Source organism: Akkermansia sp. BCRC 18949 (genome assembly GCF_045011645.1).
Taxonomy (GTDB): domain Bacteria; phylum Verrucomicrobiota; class Verrucomicrobiia; order Verrucomicrobiales; family Akkermansiaceae; genus Akkermansia; species Akkermansia massiliensis.
Genome location: NZ_CP123619.1, coordinates 105,126 through 120,403 on the forward strand (window position 1 = coordinate 105,126; position 15,278 = coordinate 120,403).

The 15,278-nt window shown below is 53.6% G+C and carries 15 protein-coding genes; 7 read left to right on the forward strand and 8 right to left on the reverse strand.

The genetic code is table 11. The annotated features are described in order from the left end of the window. Positions 1–18 precede the first annotated feature (18 nt). Positions 19–1,176: an acyltransferase family protein gene (locus P8A25_RS00400; RefSeq protein ID WP_404838726.1), complete on the reverse strand. Its 1,158-nt coding sequence runs from the start codon at positions 1,174–1,176 to the stop codon at positions 19–21. Between the two features lie 264 nt (positions 1,177–1,440). Further along, positions 1,441–2,331 (reverse strand): hypothetical protein, encoded by an 891-nt coding sequence (locus P8A25_RS00405; RefSeq protein WP_102736768.1) that lies wholly within the window; start codon positions 2,329–2,331, stop codon positions 1,441–1,443. Between the two features lie 287 nt (positions 2,332–2,618). Between P8A25_RS00405 and P8A25_RS00410 the strand changes: the two genes are divergently transcribed. Beyond that, on the forward strand, positions 2,619–3,560 hold the full coding sequence (locus tag P8A25_RS00410; RefSeq protein ID WP_215442878.1) for an IS1595 family transposase: 942 nt from the start codon (positions 2,619–2,621) through the stop codon (positions 3,558–3,560). Between the two features lie 100 nt (positions 3,561–3,660). Here the strand turns inward: P8A25_RS00410 and P8A25_RS00415 are convergent, their stop codons facing one another. Beyond that, the gene (locus tag P8A25_RS00415) at positions 3,661–4,407 is read right to left on the reverse strand and encodes an outer membrane beta-barrel protein (RefSeq protein WP_215442877.1); all 747 of its coding nucleotides are present in this window, start codon (positions 4,405–4,407) and stop codon (positions 3,661–3,663) included. A gap of 174 nt (positions 4,408–4,581) precedes the next feature. Between P8A25_RS00415 and P8A25_RS00420 the strand changes: the two genes are divergently transcribed. From P8A25_RS00420 to P8A25_RS00430, 3 genes are all read left to right on the forward strand, one after another. Next, entirely contained in the window at positions 4,582–4,965 is a 384-nt protein-coding gene (locus P8A25_RS00420; protein WP_215442876.1) for a hypothetical protein, read from the forward strand. Positions 4,966–5,026: 61 nt separating this feature from the next. Beyond that, positions 5,027–5,275, forward strand: coding sequence for a hypothetical protein (locus P8A25_RS00425; RefSeq protein ID WP_215442875.1), 249 nt, complete (start codon positions 5,027–5,029; stop codon positions 5,273–5,275). Position 5,276: 1 nt separating this feature from the next. Beyond that, positions 5,277–5,924 carry a hypothetical protein gene (locus tag P8A25_RS00430; RefSeq protein ID WP_215442874.1) on the forward strand — a complete coding sequence of 216 codons (648 nt, stop codon included), beginning with the start codon at positions 5,277–5,279 and terminating at the stop codon, positions 5,922–5,924. 165 nt (positions 5,925–6,089) lie between these two features. Here P8A25_RS00430 and P8A25_RS00435 read toward each other — a convergent pair whose 3' ends face one another. Beyond that, positions 6,090–6,311: a hypothetical protein gene (locus P8A25_RS00435; RefSeq protein ID WP_215442872.1), complete on the reverse strand. Its 222-nt coding sequence runs from the start codon at positions 6,309–6,311 to the stop codon at positions 6,090–6,092. 282 nt (positions 6,312–6,593) lie between these two features. Between P8A25_RS00435 and P8A25_RS00440 the strand changes: the two genes are divergently transcribed. Next, positions 6,594–7,070, forward strand: a complete 477-nt coding sequence (locus tag P8A25_RS00440; protein ID WP_215442870.1) for a hypothetical protein — start codon at positions 6,594–6,596, stop codon at positions 7,068–7,070. Between the two features lie 369 nt (positions 7,071–7,439). On the opposite strand, the gene P8A25_RS00445 is transcribed toward P8A25_RS00440, so the two are convergent. Further along, positions 7,440–8,462, reverse strand: coding sequence for a 2-hydroxyacid dehydrogenase (locus P8A25_RS00445; RefSeq protein WP_215442868.1), 1,023 nt, complete (start codon positions 8,460–8,462; stop codon positions 7,440–7,442). A 16-nt stretch (positions 8,463–8,478) separates the two neighbouring features. Then, entirely contained in the window at positions 8,479–9,243 is a 765-nt protein-coding gene (gene gpmA, locus P8A25_RS00450) for a 2,3-diphosphoglycerate-dependent phosphoglycerate mutase (protein ID WP_102731221.1), read from the reverse strand. A 203-nt stretch (positions 9,244–9,446) separates the two neighbouring features. Here gpmA and P8A25_RS00455 point away from each other — a divergent pair, with 203 nt between their 5' ends. Beyond that, positions 9,447–11,378: a beta-galactosidase gene (locus P8A25_RS00455; protein WP_215442866.1), complete on the forward strand. Its 1,932-nt coding sequence runs from the start codon at positions 9,447–9,449 to the stop codon at positions 11,376–11,378. A gap of 82 nt (positions 11,379–11,460) precedes the next feature. On the opposite strand, the gene P8A25_RS00460 is transcribed toward P8A25_RS00455, so the two are convergent. Further along, complete coding sequence (locus P8A25_RS00460; RefSeq protein ID WP_215442864.1) at positions 11,461–12,033, reverse strand: tyrosine-protein phosphatase; 573 nt, start codon at positions 12,031–12,033, stop codon at positions 11,461–11,463. An 8-nt stretch (positions 12,034–12,041) separates the two neighbouring features. Beyond that, entirely contained in the window at positions 12,042–12,695 is a 654-nt protein-coding gene (locus P8A25_RS00465; protein ID WP_022396418.1) for a nitroreductase family protein, read from the reverse strand. A gap of 289 nt (positions 12,696–12,984) precedes the next feature. On the opposite strand from P8A25_RS00465, the gene P8A25_RS00470 reads away from it, so the two are divergent. Next, a complete protein-coding gene (locus P8A25_RS00470; RefSeq protein ID WP_404838727.1) occupies positions 12,985–15,213 on the forward strand; it encodes a hypothetical protein in 2,229 nt (742 codons plus the stop codon). The last annotated feature ends 65 nt before the right edge of the window (positions 15,214–15,278 follow it).

The window sequence follows — 15,278 nt, forward strand, 5'->3', positions numbered from 1 at the left end:
TATGCCCTGGGCTCCGTTTTACGGCCTGGGCTGTTCCGGTGCGCGCCGCGCCAGCACGCGTTTGGAAAGCCATGCGCGCACAGGTTCGTCATAAAGCTTCAGGCACCCGTAGGCCACGGCAATGCAGATGAACAGGACGCCCACCGCCACGGGGAGAGCGCGGGAAAAGGGCACTTCCGCATCGTGCACCCAGGCCAGGTACAGGTAAACGATGGGGTAGTGGGTGATGTAAAGGGGGTAGGAGATGTTTCCCAGGAATCGGCTGGCCCGGGAGGAGATGTCGCCTGGGATGTCGCTGGCTCCCAGAAAGACCACCGCGGGGAAGATGACGATGATGCAGAAGGCGTCATACAGGCCGTTCAGGCGGAAGTTTTCCGCCCCGCCCACGTGCGGCATGGCCAGCGCTCCCACCAGAAGCAGGCTGCACCACCAGAAGCCGTGCCTGACCCGGCCGGGCTTGCACAGGCGGAACAGGAGCAGGCCGCCGAAGAAGGGGAACATGAGCCGCGTCAATCCCACGCGGCACTGTTCCACGTCCAGCGTCCAGCCGCCGATGTTGTTGCCCTGCGTGTAGCACTGGTGGATGAGGGCGCAGGCCGCCAGGAAGACCAGGACCGCCAGCCACCGGCTGGTGGATTTCCTGATGAGCACGGCGTAAAGGATGTTGGCGATGTATTCGAAGAAGAGGGACCAGGCCGGACCGTTCAGCGGGTGCATTTCCGTCCATCCGCGAATATCCAGGGAAACGGGGACGGGCAGCAGCGTGAACCCCACGGTCATGACCAGCAGCATTTTCCATACGGGGGTCTGTGCGATGTTCGGGAAGATTTCAGACCCCTGGAAGTAAAAGAGGGCTCCACCCAGCAGCATCCCCATGACCACCATGGGTTGAAGGCGCACCAGCCGCCGCTTGCAGAAATCCCACAGGCTCATCTTTCCCCAGCGGTCGTCATAGGCATACCCGATGACGAAGCCGGACAGCATGAAGAAGAAGTCCACGGACAGATAGCCGTGATTGATGATCTGGTCCGTGTGGAATTGGAAGTCCCTGGCGCTTCCTTCAAACATGTGGAACAGGACCACCATGACGGCGGCTACGCCGCGCAGGCCGTCCAGGGCGGCATAATGAGGTTTGGGAGCCAGAACGGAGGGAGAGAGAGGGGCCGGAGTGCTCATGGTATAAGTACGGCGAAAAGTGATTGTGCTTACAGAAAAAGGGGCGATGCGTATTTTACGTGCGCGGCCGCGGAACCCCGGAACGGGTTTTTCCGCAGGGAAAGTCCCGGTACAGGCTGGTACTGAGACGGCTTGCCCGGCAGACGGGCAAGCCGTTTCCTATCTTCCACAGACGGCGTGAGACGTAAAGAAAAATGATGAAGGCTGTTCCTTCTCCCTTTTTCCTTTAAAGAGCCGGATTCCGGAGGAAAAGAGGCCCGGCGCCTACGGCGCGGGGGCAAGTACAATGGACTTTGTTTCCGCGCCGCTGGTGATTCCCTTGACGGTCAGGGTGCATTTTCCCGGCGGCAGGGTAAGGACGCCGGGGGAGTGCTTTACGAACCGGGACCATCCGCCGGTTCCCGGAAAAGTGAATTCCGTCAGCTTGTCATTGATGGAATAACCCAGCTTGAACAGGGTGGAGGCGGGATCGGCAATGGCATAATCCGTCGTTACCGTATAGGTTCCTCCGTTTTTGGTGAAGATTTCCCAGCTGACGGAGCTGAAGTGGGACAGGATGTTGAATTTTCCCGCATCTTTTGCCAGGGCATGCGTGATGAGGCAGTTTTCAGGCAAGAGCGTGATTTTGCCGCTGGCCGCCGGCTGGACTACCGGGAAGATGGAGGCGGGAATGAGCCGGATATAGCGGATGTAAATGCCGTCCCTCCCTTTTTTCTTGAGCGTAAAGGTTTGTTTTCCCTTAACCAGGTTCATGCGGCCCAGATGGTAGATTCCCCCATCGGCCTCACCGCCGCCGGAAGTGGGCACATTCCACAGGAAGGGGGCGCTGTCGCCGCATTTCAGTTCATAGCGGGCGGAAGCGGTAGCCGTCCAGGGGAACGTGTACCAGGCTTCAAGGATGTATTCCCCGTCTTGGGCGACGTTGATTTCCCAGCTTGCGCCGGAGTCTTTTTCCGCCATGCCGGCGATGAATTTGACGGACCGTATTTTTGCCAGCTTGCTTTTGGAAAGTTCCGCATTTTCAGCCTTCATCAGGACGGTCTTCCCCTGAATGGCGCCGGAGGCTGCCGTTTTAATCAGTCCGTCCGCCGGGAATTTGGCCTGGACGGCTGCGCAGAGCAGGAGGGAGGCATTCAGCATTAAGAGCAGTTTCATGTTGGATATGGATGGTTGGAGTTGAAAGACAGATGTTAATCTATTCCATCTTGTCCTTCAAGACGCTGTTGCCGTCAATAAAAAAGTGGGCAGGATTTTTCGTGCCTTCCCTCCGGATATGGTTCCGGAATGGCGAGAGGGCCGGCGATTCTTCGGCTTCCGGAGGGACTTAACAAGGGAGTTTTTACAGCTGGGAAGCTTGACGCTGGGCCTGATAATTTTGGGCCTTATATACTTGACTTCGGTTCCTCCGTATGCTATTAATTAGTCATACTAAGGAGGCAACCATGAACGACCGCTTAACCATTTCACTTTTTGAGCTTTTTGAAAAATTCCCCAACGAAGAATCAGCTAAAAAGTATTTGGAGGGAAAACGGTGGGGCGATAAGGTAGTTTGCCCGTTCTGCGGGAAAAGCGAAAAACAGTATAGAGTAAAGAGGAACGGGGTTGAAGGGTATTTTGAATGTGGGGAGTGCGGGAAAGTTTATACTGTGAGGACAGGAACTATCTTTGAACGAAGCCATGTTCCACTTCATAAGTGGATTTTTGCTTTCTATTTGGTAGTAACTTCCAGAAAGGGTATTAGCTCCATGCAACTCTCTAAAGAAATTGGGGTTACGCAAAAAACGGCGTGGTTCATGCTTCAAAGGATTAGGGAAGCTTGCAATTCCAACCATGATGACGATGACAATAACGGCTTTCTGTCTGGAATCGTTGAAGCCGATGGGGTGTATATTGGAGGGAAGGAATCCAATAAGCACGAATCTCAGAAATTGAAGGCCGGGCGTGGAATTGTTGGAAAGACGGCGGTTTTAGGAATGAGGACCAGAGCAGGAAAGGTTTTGGCAAGGGTTATTCCCGACACTTCAAGAGATACAGTTCACCAAGTTTTGAATAAGTATTTGAGCCAAGACTCCGTTCTGATTACTGATGAACATGCTTCTTACAAAGAATCACAGTTCAATCATCAGGTGGTGAATCATAGTGTCAAACAGTATGTTGACGGAATGGCCCATACTAACGGCATTGAGAGCGTATGGGCGGTTTTGAAGAGAGGATTCTATGGAATCTACCATTCATTCAGCACAAAACATTTACAGAGATATGTAGATGAATTTGCGTATCGATTGAATGAGGGAAATGTAAAAATCCATACATGGGTGAGATTGGATGCTCTTATGGCTAAAGCATTTGCGACGAGAATCACTTACGCCGAATTGAAGAATTGACCGCCACCCTGCAACAAGGTGACGGCCTAAGTCATGCAAATCAAAGAATCGCCCCCTTCCCCGAAAGGAAGGAGGCCAGTTAATTCACCGCCGAAGGTGGTTAAAAGGTCCAGCTAATGCCAGCTTGGATGACATGGTAAGGGTCAGTATCGTGGAATTTGAGAAGTTCGTACCCTAAAATCAAATCTGTTGTATTACCAATGGCAAAGCGGAATCCTAACGTAGCAGAGAATGTAAAATCGGCATTGACCTCAGTTGCACTAGCTCTACCTCTCTCTATTCGATAAGTGGAATTACTCAGCCAGACTTTTCTATCAACCGTAGCTGTGGCTTTCAAAGAATTGAAAGTTACGCCAATTTTGCCGCCTAAGAAGAAATATGCTTTCTCCTGAACTAATGGAAGGTTCAGCGTATATCCAGCTAGTAATGGAATAGATGTTTGGTATTTGATTTTCAGGTCAACATTCGTAATGTCATTCTCATTAAGAAATTGTTGAATCTGAGCATCGGAATATCCCAATTCGCGGCCAATATCAAAGGCATTGAAATGTTTAGCATCGGAAGACATCAATCCTGCCGTCAAAGACAATTCGTGAACGATATCTCCTGTTTCAGTATAGGAATTTAGGCTGAGCAGACCGCCGCCAAGATTGGGCATGTCACTATCTCCCGCAATCCCATAAACACCCTTGATACTCATTCCAAAGGTAGAATCGTATTTCTGAGTATAGGATGGAGAACTGTAAGAACTGCCTGCTCTATAATAGTTCCAAGGGTCAGACGCTTGGCTGAAAAAAGCACAGGACAATAGACCTAATGCACACGTTATAAATAAGTTTCTCTTCATGGTCGTTTATGGGTTGAAGTCATAATGAAGTCACGCTTGCCAACAAAGATTCCCGCTTAAGGGTCTCAATTGCGAATCGCAATAATCATCATATGCGAGTTATTAACATAACAAATGCGAACAATACAAGCTCTTTCTTTCTATGAACTGGGTTCTATCAGATAATCAAATCGCATGTTTACGAGCAATTCCAAGCCTGAACCGGAGTATGTGGACACGAAAAAATTAGGCCAATGGCTCAATGACCATTCCATTAGCCGCGCTGAAATAGCCAAAGCCCTTGGAGTCCAAACCACCGTGGTTCATAACTGGTTTGCCCGCCAAAGAATCCCTAAGAACGTACAAGGCTCATTGCGCCATTTGATGAGTGCCGATTATCCTTCGGAACTGGAATCTCAAATCGCCGTTCGAATGAAAAATTCTACTCTGAACGAGGTAGTCAAACAGGCCGTCAAGGAAGGATTGTCCGTGGAGGAATGGATTTTGAGGGCGGTGGAGGAGAAGTTGAAAAATCGTCAATCAATAGATAATATGCGTCATATAGATAATATCGTGTAATATTAGTTGACATATTTTATGAATAATCCATTTTGAAGAGGTACTTATTGTAGAGAGCATCATGTTACCTAAAATATCTTTGAATGAGGAAACTAAGCAGGCGATTGCTCGTTCTGTTGGAGTGCCTGTATCTAGAATATTAGAGATGGATGCCTCTGAATTAGATGCAGCTATAGAGTCTAAAATTGGCAAGAAACTAAAATTAGACACAAAACGCAATAGATTTCCACTAGTTGGAAGAGGTTCTGTATATTTAGCTCTTTCAAGATTTTTAAGATTTAATCTTGATAAAAAAATAGCTAAAATATAAAATGCTTTCCTCTGATTATTTATCACGTATAGAGAATCTCTATACGACATATAATAATACTATCAAATTATTGATAGCGGATATAGAAGCGAAATACGAAAAGTTTCCTATAGAACTTTTTAATGAAATTCGTGCTTTACATGACCATATAGCTAGATGCTATATTCCTGATTTAAAGCCCGAAACTATTAAAAATGAAATTGCAAAAGCGGAAGGACATATTTGGAGAATAATTTTGGATTGTTATAAATACCTTAATATTCATTTATCTGATTATGTTAAAAATTTTGAGAAAAGGACTAAGCGTGTCGATTTATTTGTAGTAGATAATGGACAATTTTATGTCACTTACAAAAAATTGCACAATGAAGCTATTTCCTCAGTTAGAGAGGCTAAAAAAATAGAAGGAATCGATAAAACAAAATCTCTGAAAAGATACGAAGACGCCTATAATCAATATACTGAGCTATACGACCATATTAATTCTAAAATGTCAGATATTAATTGGGCAAAAAGGAAATATTGTGTTAAATTTGGTTGGAAGGCTTTACTGTGGATTGCTTCGGTGATTCTTTCTTCTCTCATTACTATTTCAGTCGGTTGTCCGAAATTACAAAGTATTGTTGAAGGCGTTATCGCTTGCTTTTAAAGACAATGACATTTTTCAATATTGTTTCTTCTAAAGACGTATACTACACTATAGTGTAGTATACGTCTTTAGAAGCCTCTCCTCTTTACAAGTTAAAAAGCGCTACCTCATGAAGAAGTGAGGTAGCGCTTTTCTTTCCGCAGAAAGAGAAATCCCTATTACTTACTATTCTACAAAATCAAAAACGACACAACCTTTTCCTGCACGGGCAATCCGAATCAATTGGTCAGTTGTTTTTGCATTCGCATTTGCAAGAGTCAAATGAACCATTTTGTTAGATGCAGCCCTAGCAATGTCAACAAGTTGGTCAGTTGTTTTTGTAGATGCATCAATTCTTATCCCTCCACCAGCACGAGCAATATCTATGAGTTGATTAGTAGTTTTCATAATTGTATTTTTTACTACCTATTAATGGGGAATTTTTATGAAATTGGCAAGTACAAAAATATTTGGCTAAATTAGGGTTGCGTACCAAATAAGTCCTTTCTAAGAAGGATACCATTCGAAGAGAATTTTTTTGCCGAACTTAACTATATAAGACCCATAATTTTCCGGAAATTTCCAGTAGTATGTTGAGAAGGAAGAAAGAGGAAAAGCTGCTTGTTCTCCATGCGTCAAGAGCATTTAATCAACGATGGCCGGAATACTCCCTGGCTGCCCTGATGATTGATGATGAAACGTTATTTGCTGATTTTCCTCCTGTCCGGAATGGACACGGGAGCGCTGAAGGCTGAAAAGGTCCTGGACGGCTTTGACGAGGAACCTTTTGAACAGCCCGTAATCCTGCCTGAAAAAACGCGCCTGTCGCCTGCGGCGGCCCGCGTGGCGGCCTATATGGAGAGCCTTCCGCCGATGGAACGGGAAAAGCCGTCCGTGCCGTGCTTGCTGCAAGTGGTGGAGGTGGCCGCAAACAGATGGCCGGGCCTGAATGGAAAGGCGGGAACGGACTGGATTGCCGCCGAATTGTTTTTCCAGTTGAATAGTTGTTCCAGGATGCCCGGCAACCCGTTCTCCCAGTTGGTTCAAGGCTGTTGTTTTCCGGCTCCCTTCCCGCCGCGCTGCTCCGGGACGCCCTGCTTCCGGGGAATACTTATGAGAATCCGGAAAAGGCGGATGAAATTTGCCGTGCCGTTTTCAAGAATCTGAAGAGAGTGGAAGGCACGCTTCCCGCCGTACCGGATACCGGAGCTTTCCGTGGAATGCGTGTACCGGGTTCCGGCCATTTACAACGTGCGGTGGTCGCTGGAGAGCCGGGATTATGAAGGGAATGTGATGCGCGTGGTCAGGCGGCCGGTAGTGGAGAAAGAGGGGGGTGAAACTGTTTCCTATGACGTGCCTGTCCTCTGGCGCGGAAAAGCGGCGGCGTCTTTTCCGCTCACTCCGCCGGGGCGCATTCCCTGGCGCATGAACTTCATGCGCCGTCCGGCATACGGATGCCGGTGCGGCGGCCCTGCGGGGAAAACACGGATGGGAGGCCGCGCGCATTCCCCTCACGGAAGCAGGTGCCGGGTGCGCTCAGTGTGACTGGAGCGATACGCGGTTGGCCAGCGGCTTGCCTTCCAGGAAGTCCCGGATGTTGTGCAGGGTGACTTCCGCAATGTTGTGCAGGGCTTCCTTCGTGAAAAAGCCCTGGTGGGAGGTCAGGATGACGTTGTTGAAGGAGAGCAGGCGCGCCAGGGTGTCGTCGTCAATGATTCGGTCGGACTTGTCTTCGTAAAAATATTCACCTTCCTCTTCATACACGTCCAGGCCGGCGGACCCCACTTTTTTTGATTTCAGGCCGTCAATCAGCATTTCCGTATTAATCAGCTTGCCGCGTCCCGTGTTGATGATCATCACGCCGTCCTTCATTTTGCCGATGGAGTCCGCATTAATCAGGTATTCCGTTTCCGGGGTGAGGGGGCAGTGCAGGGAAATGATGTCGGACCGGGCGTACAGGTCGTCCAGCGTGGTGTACGTAATGCCGGCTTCTTCCGCAAAGCGCTGGTCGGGGTACGGATCGTAGGCCAGGATGTTCATGCCGAACCCCTTGAGGATGCGGATGAGGATTCTGGCGATTTTCCCCGTTCCGATGATGCCGGCCGTTTTCCCGTTCATGTCAAAGCCCATCAGCCCGTGCAGGGAAAAGTTGCCGTCCCTGGTGCGCCAGTACGCGCGGTGTATCTTGCGGTTCAGGGAGAGCATCAGGGCTACGGCGTGTTCCGCCACCGCATAGGGGGAGTATTGGGGGACCCTGACGATGGGCAGGTCCGCTTCTTCCGCCGCTTTCAGGTCCACGTTGTTGAATCCGGCGCAGCGCAGGGCCAGCAGTTTGACGCCGTTTTCCTTCAGGCTCCGGATCACTTCCCGGTTTGCCGTGTCGTTGACGAAGATGCACGCCACGTCCGTGCCGCGGGTCAGCGGCACGCTGTCCGGGGTGAGGTGCCCCTTGAAGTAGCGGATGTCGTAATGGAATTCGCGCTCGTTGATCGGGTTGAAGGAGTCCCGGTCGTAGGGCTTGGCGTCAAAAAACGCAATGCGGCAGGAATGGTCGGTCATGCGGAAGGGAGGGGGGTTAGGCGATCGGCGGTTTTTTCTTCGCGCTTCCCTGGCTGGCGACGGCTTCCATGCGTTTGCGGATTTCTTCCGGATCCCCCAGAAAGTAGTCTTTCTCCAGGTTCAGGGAATCGTCAAATTCAAACACATAGGGAATGGCGGTGGGAAGGTTCAGGGAAAGAAGCTGGTCGTTGGGGATGTTTTTCAGGTACTTGATCATGCCGCGCAGCGTGTTGCCGTGGGCCACGATCAGGATATTGTCCAGCGTCCGGAGGGAGGGGAGGATGGTTCCCTCCCAGTAGGGCATCATGCGGTCAATGGCCTCCTTCAGGGATTCCGTCCGCGGAAGTTCGTTATCCGGCACCCCCTTGTAGCGGGGGTCCCACTTGGGGTTGGCTGGATCGTCCTCCGCCAGGGGAGGGGGAGCCACGTCGTAGCTGCGCCGCCAGATCAGCACCTGCTCGTCTCCGTATTTTTGGGCCGTTTCACTTTTGTTCAACCCCTGGAGCATGCCGTAGTGCTTTTCATTCAGCCGCCAGCTTTTGGCGACGGGCAGCCAGTCCTGGTCCAGACGGTCCAGCACGCAGTTAAGCGTCTTCACGGCGCGCTTGAGGTAGGAGGTGTAAGCCTGGTCAAAAGCCATGCCCTTGTCTTTCAGCAGGTCGCCCGCATGGTTCGCTTCCTCTATCCCCAGTTCCGTCAGGTCCACATCCGTCCATCCGGTGAACCTGTTTTCACGGTTCCACGTGCTTTCTCCATGGCGCAGAAGAACAATTGTTTTCATATCGCTGAATTTAGACAGGCGCCCTCCGGCTTTCGCGCAAAGGAATGGAGGCGTATGACGTGATAATATTCCCCGCCGCAGGAGAAATTCCTGCCGCCCGGCCCCGGCAGTCCGCCGGGGGAGGGGAAAGACGCCTCACAGGTGCGGCGGCGGCGGGTAAAATTGTGATTGGCAACCGTCTTCAAATGGATTAACAGTTCAGCATGATGAAGCAATATGGTTTCAGTTGGGCTGCCGCCCTGATGGCCGCCGGAGTGGGAGCATTGGCATGGGCCGGTCCCGGGGCTGTCCGGAATGCGCAGAAGCCTGCTCCTTCCGGTGGAGCCCCCGCCGTGTTCAAGTTCGGCGGGGAAGGGAACCAGGAGTTCATGCTGAATGGAAAACCGTTCCAGATACGCGGAGCGGAGATGCATCCCCAGCGCATCCCCAGGGAGTACTGGAGGCACCGCATCAGGACTGCCCGGGCCATGGGCTTGAACACCATTGCGTTTTACGTGTTCTGGAACGACCATGAACAGCCGGACGGCAGCTTTGACTTCAAGACGGGCAACCGCGATCTGGGAGAGTTTCTCAAGATATGCCAGGAGGAAGGCATGTGGGTTCTGTTCCGCCCCGGTCCCTATGTGTGCGGGGAATGGGACCTGGGAGGGTTGCCCCATTATCTGCTGAAGGATCCCAAGGCCAAATTGAGGACTACGGAAGACGCCAAATTCATGAAGGCGCAGACGCGGTATCTGGAAGCCGTGGCCCGTGTGGCGGAGCCCTTTTTGGTCAAAAACGGAGGCCCTATCCTGATGACCCAGCTTGAGAACGAATACGGGAGCTACCAGAGGAAGGACCGCAAGTACATGGAGTGGCTGAAAGCGTTCTGGACCAGGAAGGGCTTCGGCCCCTTTTATACGTCCGACGGCGCGGGGGAACATTTCCTGAAAGGGGTGGTGCTTCCCGGCGTGGCCGTGGGACTGGACCCGGGGCTGAACGACGGCCACTGGGAGGTGGCTAATAAGTGCAATCCGGGCGTTCCCGTTTTTTCCTCGGAAACGTATCCGGGCTGGCTGCGGCACTGGGGGGAGGGGAACTGGGCCCCCACCCCAGGCATTGTCAACCACGTCCGCTGGTTTATGGACAAGGGGCGCTCCTTCAGCCTGTTCGTTTTCCACGGTGGCACCAACTTCGGGTTTACGGCGGGCGCCAACAACGGGGGGCCGGGAAAATACCAGCCGGACCTGACGAGTTACGATTACGGCTCTCCCGTGGACGAACAGGGCCGGATGAATGAATATTACACCCAGATGAGGGAAATCATCCTGGAAAAACTGCCTCCGGAAGCCGCCGTGCCGGAACCTCCCGCGGACATCCCGGCCATGGAGATTCCGGAGTTCACGCCCGTGGTCCATGCCGGCCTTTGGGAGAACCTGCCCAAGCCCTTCCGGTCCAAGTTCCCGCAGCCGCCCTATTTCGAACAGTGGAACCAGAACCAGGGCATCGCCGTTTACAGCGCCACCGTTCCGGCCGGACCGCCTGAAACGCTGGAATTCACCAACGTCAATGACTATGCCCAGGTGTACCTGAACGGAGAGCCGGTCGGCACGCTGGACCGACGCCTGGGACAGAAGAGCGTGGAGCTGCCGGAGCGCAAGAAGCCGGGAACGCTGGAAATCCTGGTGGAGGCCATGGGACATATCAATTTCCACATCAGCATGGAGAGCGACCGCAAGGGGCTGCACGGCCCTGTGAAGCTGGGAACGCGCGAGTTGAAGAACTGGACGGTGAGGGCCCTTCCCCTGAAGGCTGACTCCATCGTCCAGGCGCCCAAGGGAAAGGGCCCTTCCCGGAAACGGGAAGGAGCGCATTTCCGGGCCGTCGTGAACATTGAAGAGCCGCAGGACACGTTCCTGGACATGTCCCGCTATGCCAAGGGATACGTGTGGGTGAACGGCGTGAATGTGGGGCGGTATTGGAATGTGGGGCCTCAATTAAGGCTGTACGTTCCGGCCCCCTTCCTGAAAAAAGGGGAGAATGTGATTGATGTCCTGGACCTTCACGAGAAGGAGCCCAAGCCCATCCGCGGCATGAAGGAGCGCAACAAGGAGCCTGGAAAGATAGATACCAAAAACCTGGACAACCAGTGGTAAAACCGCCGGGTCTTCTGCCCGCGTCACTGGAAAAAGCTTTTTTCCATGAACCCGCGCCATGGGGGGAGCCGCAGCCTGGGTGTCAGACGCCCTGAGCCTGCCTTTTTCTCCGGAATTCCTCTTTGAACGCCTTCCAGTCCGTGTCTCTAACCAGTTCCGCGAGGTTGGAGTAGTAGGACCGGTGGTGCCCGAAGCGTTCGTCCATCAGCTCTTCAAGCGCCTTTTCCGGCGTCCAGCCCTGCATGACGATGCGGTAGGCGGCGCAGACAATGCCGGTGCGGTCGGACCCGTGCCAGCAGTGCACCAGAACGGGCTTGGGCGCGTTGCTGATGACCAGCAGGCAGTCCATGAGTTCTTCCCGGGTCACTTTCCCTGCCGCCAGTTTAATGCGGTACAGGCGCAGTCCGGTATGTTCCGCCTCATCGGCGTCGCTGTGGTATTCCCGCAGGTTCAGGACGGATTTGAGCCCCAGCTTTTCCAGGGCCTTGAACCCGTCGCCGCCGGGTTGTCCGGAACGGTACAGCTCCGGGCTGAGGCGGTAGCAGTTTCTGGCGTCTTTTACCTTGATGGAAACGAGGGGGTCCATCAAGATTTCTGCGCAGGCAAGGGGAAGGGGCGCCGCCAGAACGGCGAGTATCACAGCGTTCCGGTTCATGGCTTCTTTCAGGAATCGGACGGGTAACCGACGCTCTGGGCGTACAGGACTTTTTTAAAGACGGGGAGTTTCAAGCGCCGCTGGATATAGTCGGCGTCAATCATGGCGCGGAAGACGGTGCCGAGGCCCGCGGAAGTACAGAAAAGATAGACGTTTTCTCCGATGAACCCCACGCCCGTGCAGGCCGTGACCAGTTTTCTTTTGGCGTCAAAGTCTCCGGGCTGTTTGGACTGGTCCACCACATAGACCAGGTTCAGCGGCGCGGTAGCCGCGAATTCCTGCGTTCCCGTGGCGGCACGCATATCGCCCTGAACCACTCGCTCCAACTGGTGGGTTTCCGGCTTGTAAAGATAGGCGCCCTGCGGCAGGACGGCATAGATTTCTATTTCGTTGGAATTCCGGGAGGACGGCGCCGTACGGTAATCAGGATCGTCCCGGTTGACGCCTTGAGCCGCCCAGAGCAGGGAAGACAGGATTTCCATCGGAATGGGCTTGTCTGCGAAGGATCTGGTGGAATGCCGTTCATTCAGAACCTGCATGAGCGGCCTGCCGCCCTTTTTGTCCGGCGGAGGCAGCACGATGTTGTCACTGAGGGCCGTTCCGGAGAGGAGGCTTCCCGAAATGACGGCCAGAAGCGGGCTGAGAGCATGAGAAATATTCATAGGCGGCAAAAGATGGATAAAGATGATGGAATAATTAGCAGGATACTTGTATTTTTCTCATGTTTTTGGGAACACGTGAGAACCTAATCCTATAAAATGGCTATGAAAACACAAGGAAAAATCCCTTGGTTTGATTCTTAACGGGTTCCGGAAGATGGACTCTCCGGAAAAGACCGTTGTTTCAAGTTGACCTTGGGAGGGTATTGCGCTTTTATGTCAAACGGAACAGGGATGGAAATCTTTTTTCCTTCCCTGCCCAATTTGCTCCAACCCGTTCAAGCCTTATCCCATGAATCCTGTCAATCCTTTGCGTCCCGGTTCTCCCAAGCGTAAAAAATCCTCCTCCGGGGGAATTGTCATAACCATTATCCTGGTGCTGGCTCTTGCCGGCGGCGGAGTGGTTTACCACCGCATTTCCGTTCAACGGGAGGCGGAGGCCGCAGAGCTGGCGGCCAGAAGGGAGGCGGAAGCGAAAGCGGCGCGCGCACGGAAGGCTGCGGAGCTGGAGGCGGCGCGCAAGGCTGCGGAGGAACGGGCGCGTGCGGAGGCGGCGGAAAAAGCACGGCTGGAAGCGGAACGCCTGGCCGCGGAGGAAGCCGCCAGAAAACGGCAGAAGAAGGAACCGGAGGCGGTGAAGCCTGCTCCCGCGGAACCGAAGGAAGAGCCCGTGGTCCGGGAGGAAGATCCGCGGCTGGAGATTTTTAAGAAGCCCGTTTTGCTGGTCAGCCTGAAGGCCAATAACGCCGCCAATAGAAAGCTGTTTACGGACGCCTTCAATCTGGCCCTGGAGACGGGCCGCTATGACTTGTACGCCGGTTTCCTGCGGTCCAATCTGGAACGGGACGCCGTGAAGGTCATCAAATTCGGCAAATTCGACGTATCCATGTATGACCAAAGCCCGTATCTCATGCGCGCCAATGAACTGTACCAGCTCATCAGCAAAGTGGGGGCGGAAACCATTCAGGAGCAGCTCAAGGAGAGTTCCCCCAGATATTTTTATCCGTGGCTTTTTTCAGACCCCTCCGACCCTCTGCGGCTCTTCCTGCGCACGATGGCGCGGGAACAGACTCCCAGGGAGGAATGGGGAGGCATCCTGCGGAAGTGGGCGGAGTTCTGGATGAAAACCTCCGCCATGCCCCGGAGCAAGTATTCCTCCCTGGCGCTGGCCTGCGCCATGCTGGACCCCCGCATCGCCTCCAGTCCGTCCAGGCTGCGGGCCTCTTCTTCCACCAATATTTCCACTACTCCCCTGACGCTGGAACAGGTGTTCGAGTACTTCGTGGAGATGGATGAAGCCCATGAACTTCTGACAGATATTACCAAATTAAGCCCTTCCGAGCTGCTGTTCGTGGTGGACGTGCGCCTGCCGAGGTCGGAGATGGACTGGGCGCGCAAAAAGGTGCGGCTTACCCGGAAGGGCTGGGGCGGAGCCTATTCCATGATCCGCTACCGGATGGACCGCGCCGCCCTGGGCAAGGACCCTTACACGAATTACACCTTCCAGGAGATTCTGGATGAAGGCGGCATCTGCATGGACCAAGCCTATTTTGCCGTGAATACCGCCAAATGCAACGGCATTCCCTCCGCCTACGTCACCGGGGACGGCAACCGCGGCCCGCACGCCTGGATCAATCTGCTGACGACGGACGAAACCTGGCAGTCTTATGGCGGGTATGGGTACAATACGGGGCATTTTTCCCATCCGCACAACCGCAAGTCAAAGCATGAATCCACTCTTCTACAGGGCATGGACAAGAAGGTGAACGGCTCCCGGCTGGACACCTCCCTGGATTACCTTTCCCTGGCGGACCTGTTTGAAGAGATGCAGAAGCCGGATTGCGTCCGGGTGATGCTGGAAGCCGCCACGCAGGCCACCCCCGGAAGCCCTCTGGGCTGGGAACGCCTGATCGCGCTGATGAGCCGTCCGGAAAGCGGCACGAAGCTGGAGGAATGGGATGCGCTGGTGACCATGATCAAGCGCAAGTTCCGCTCCCGGCCGGATTACCTGGCCATGGCCGCCCGCGTGGAGGATGAATACATTTTCCCCATGCGGGACGCCTCCACCAACAAGCGCAATGTGGCCCGGGACCTGAAAAAGCTGGAAAAGGAGACGGACGAGGGCCGCAGCGACCTGACTTCCGCCGCCATCAAGCGGCAGGCGGACATCCTGATGGAGAACGGGGACAAGGCCGGCGTGGCTTCCCTGTACCGCAAGTCCATGAAGGATTACGCGCGCCGCGCGGAAGTGTTCGAGGCGCTGATGGGGCAGTATTACCGGTATGTCTCCCAGGAGCCGGAGGCCGTTCTTCAGCTCGCCAAGGAGGCGGAATCCTCCTACAACCGGTATATCCGGACCAAGTCGGACGACTACTTCAAGGTGAAGAAGGAGGTTGCCATCCAGAGGAAGATAGCCGGATATTATGAAAAGGGCGGCAATGAAAAGAAGGCCGCTTCCCTGCGCAAGGACGCGGAGAAGCGGGAGAAGAACAGCAAGAAGGGCATCCGGGAGGAGGGATAGCCCGGCAGGCCGCCTGCGGCTCCTCCCATCATTTCCCCAGGCGCGCGGCCCTGGCCGCCTCCGGC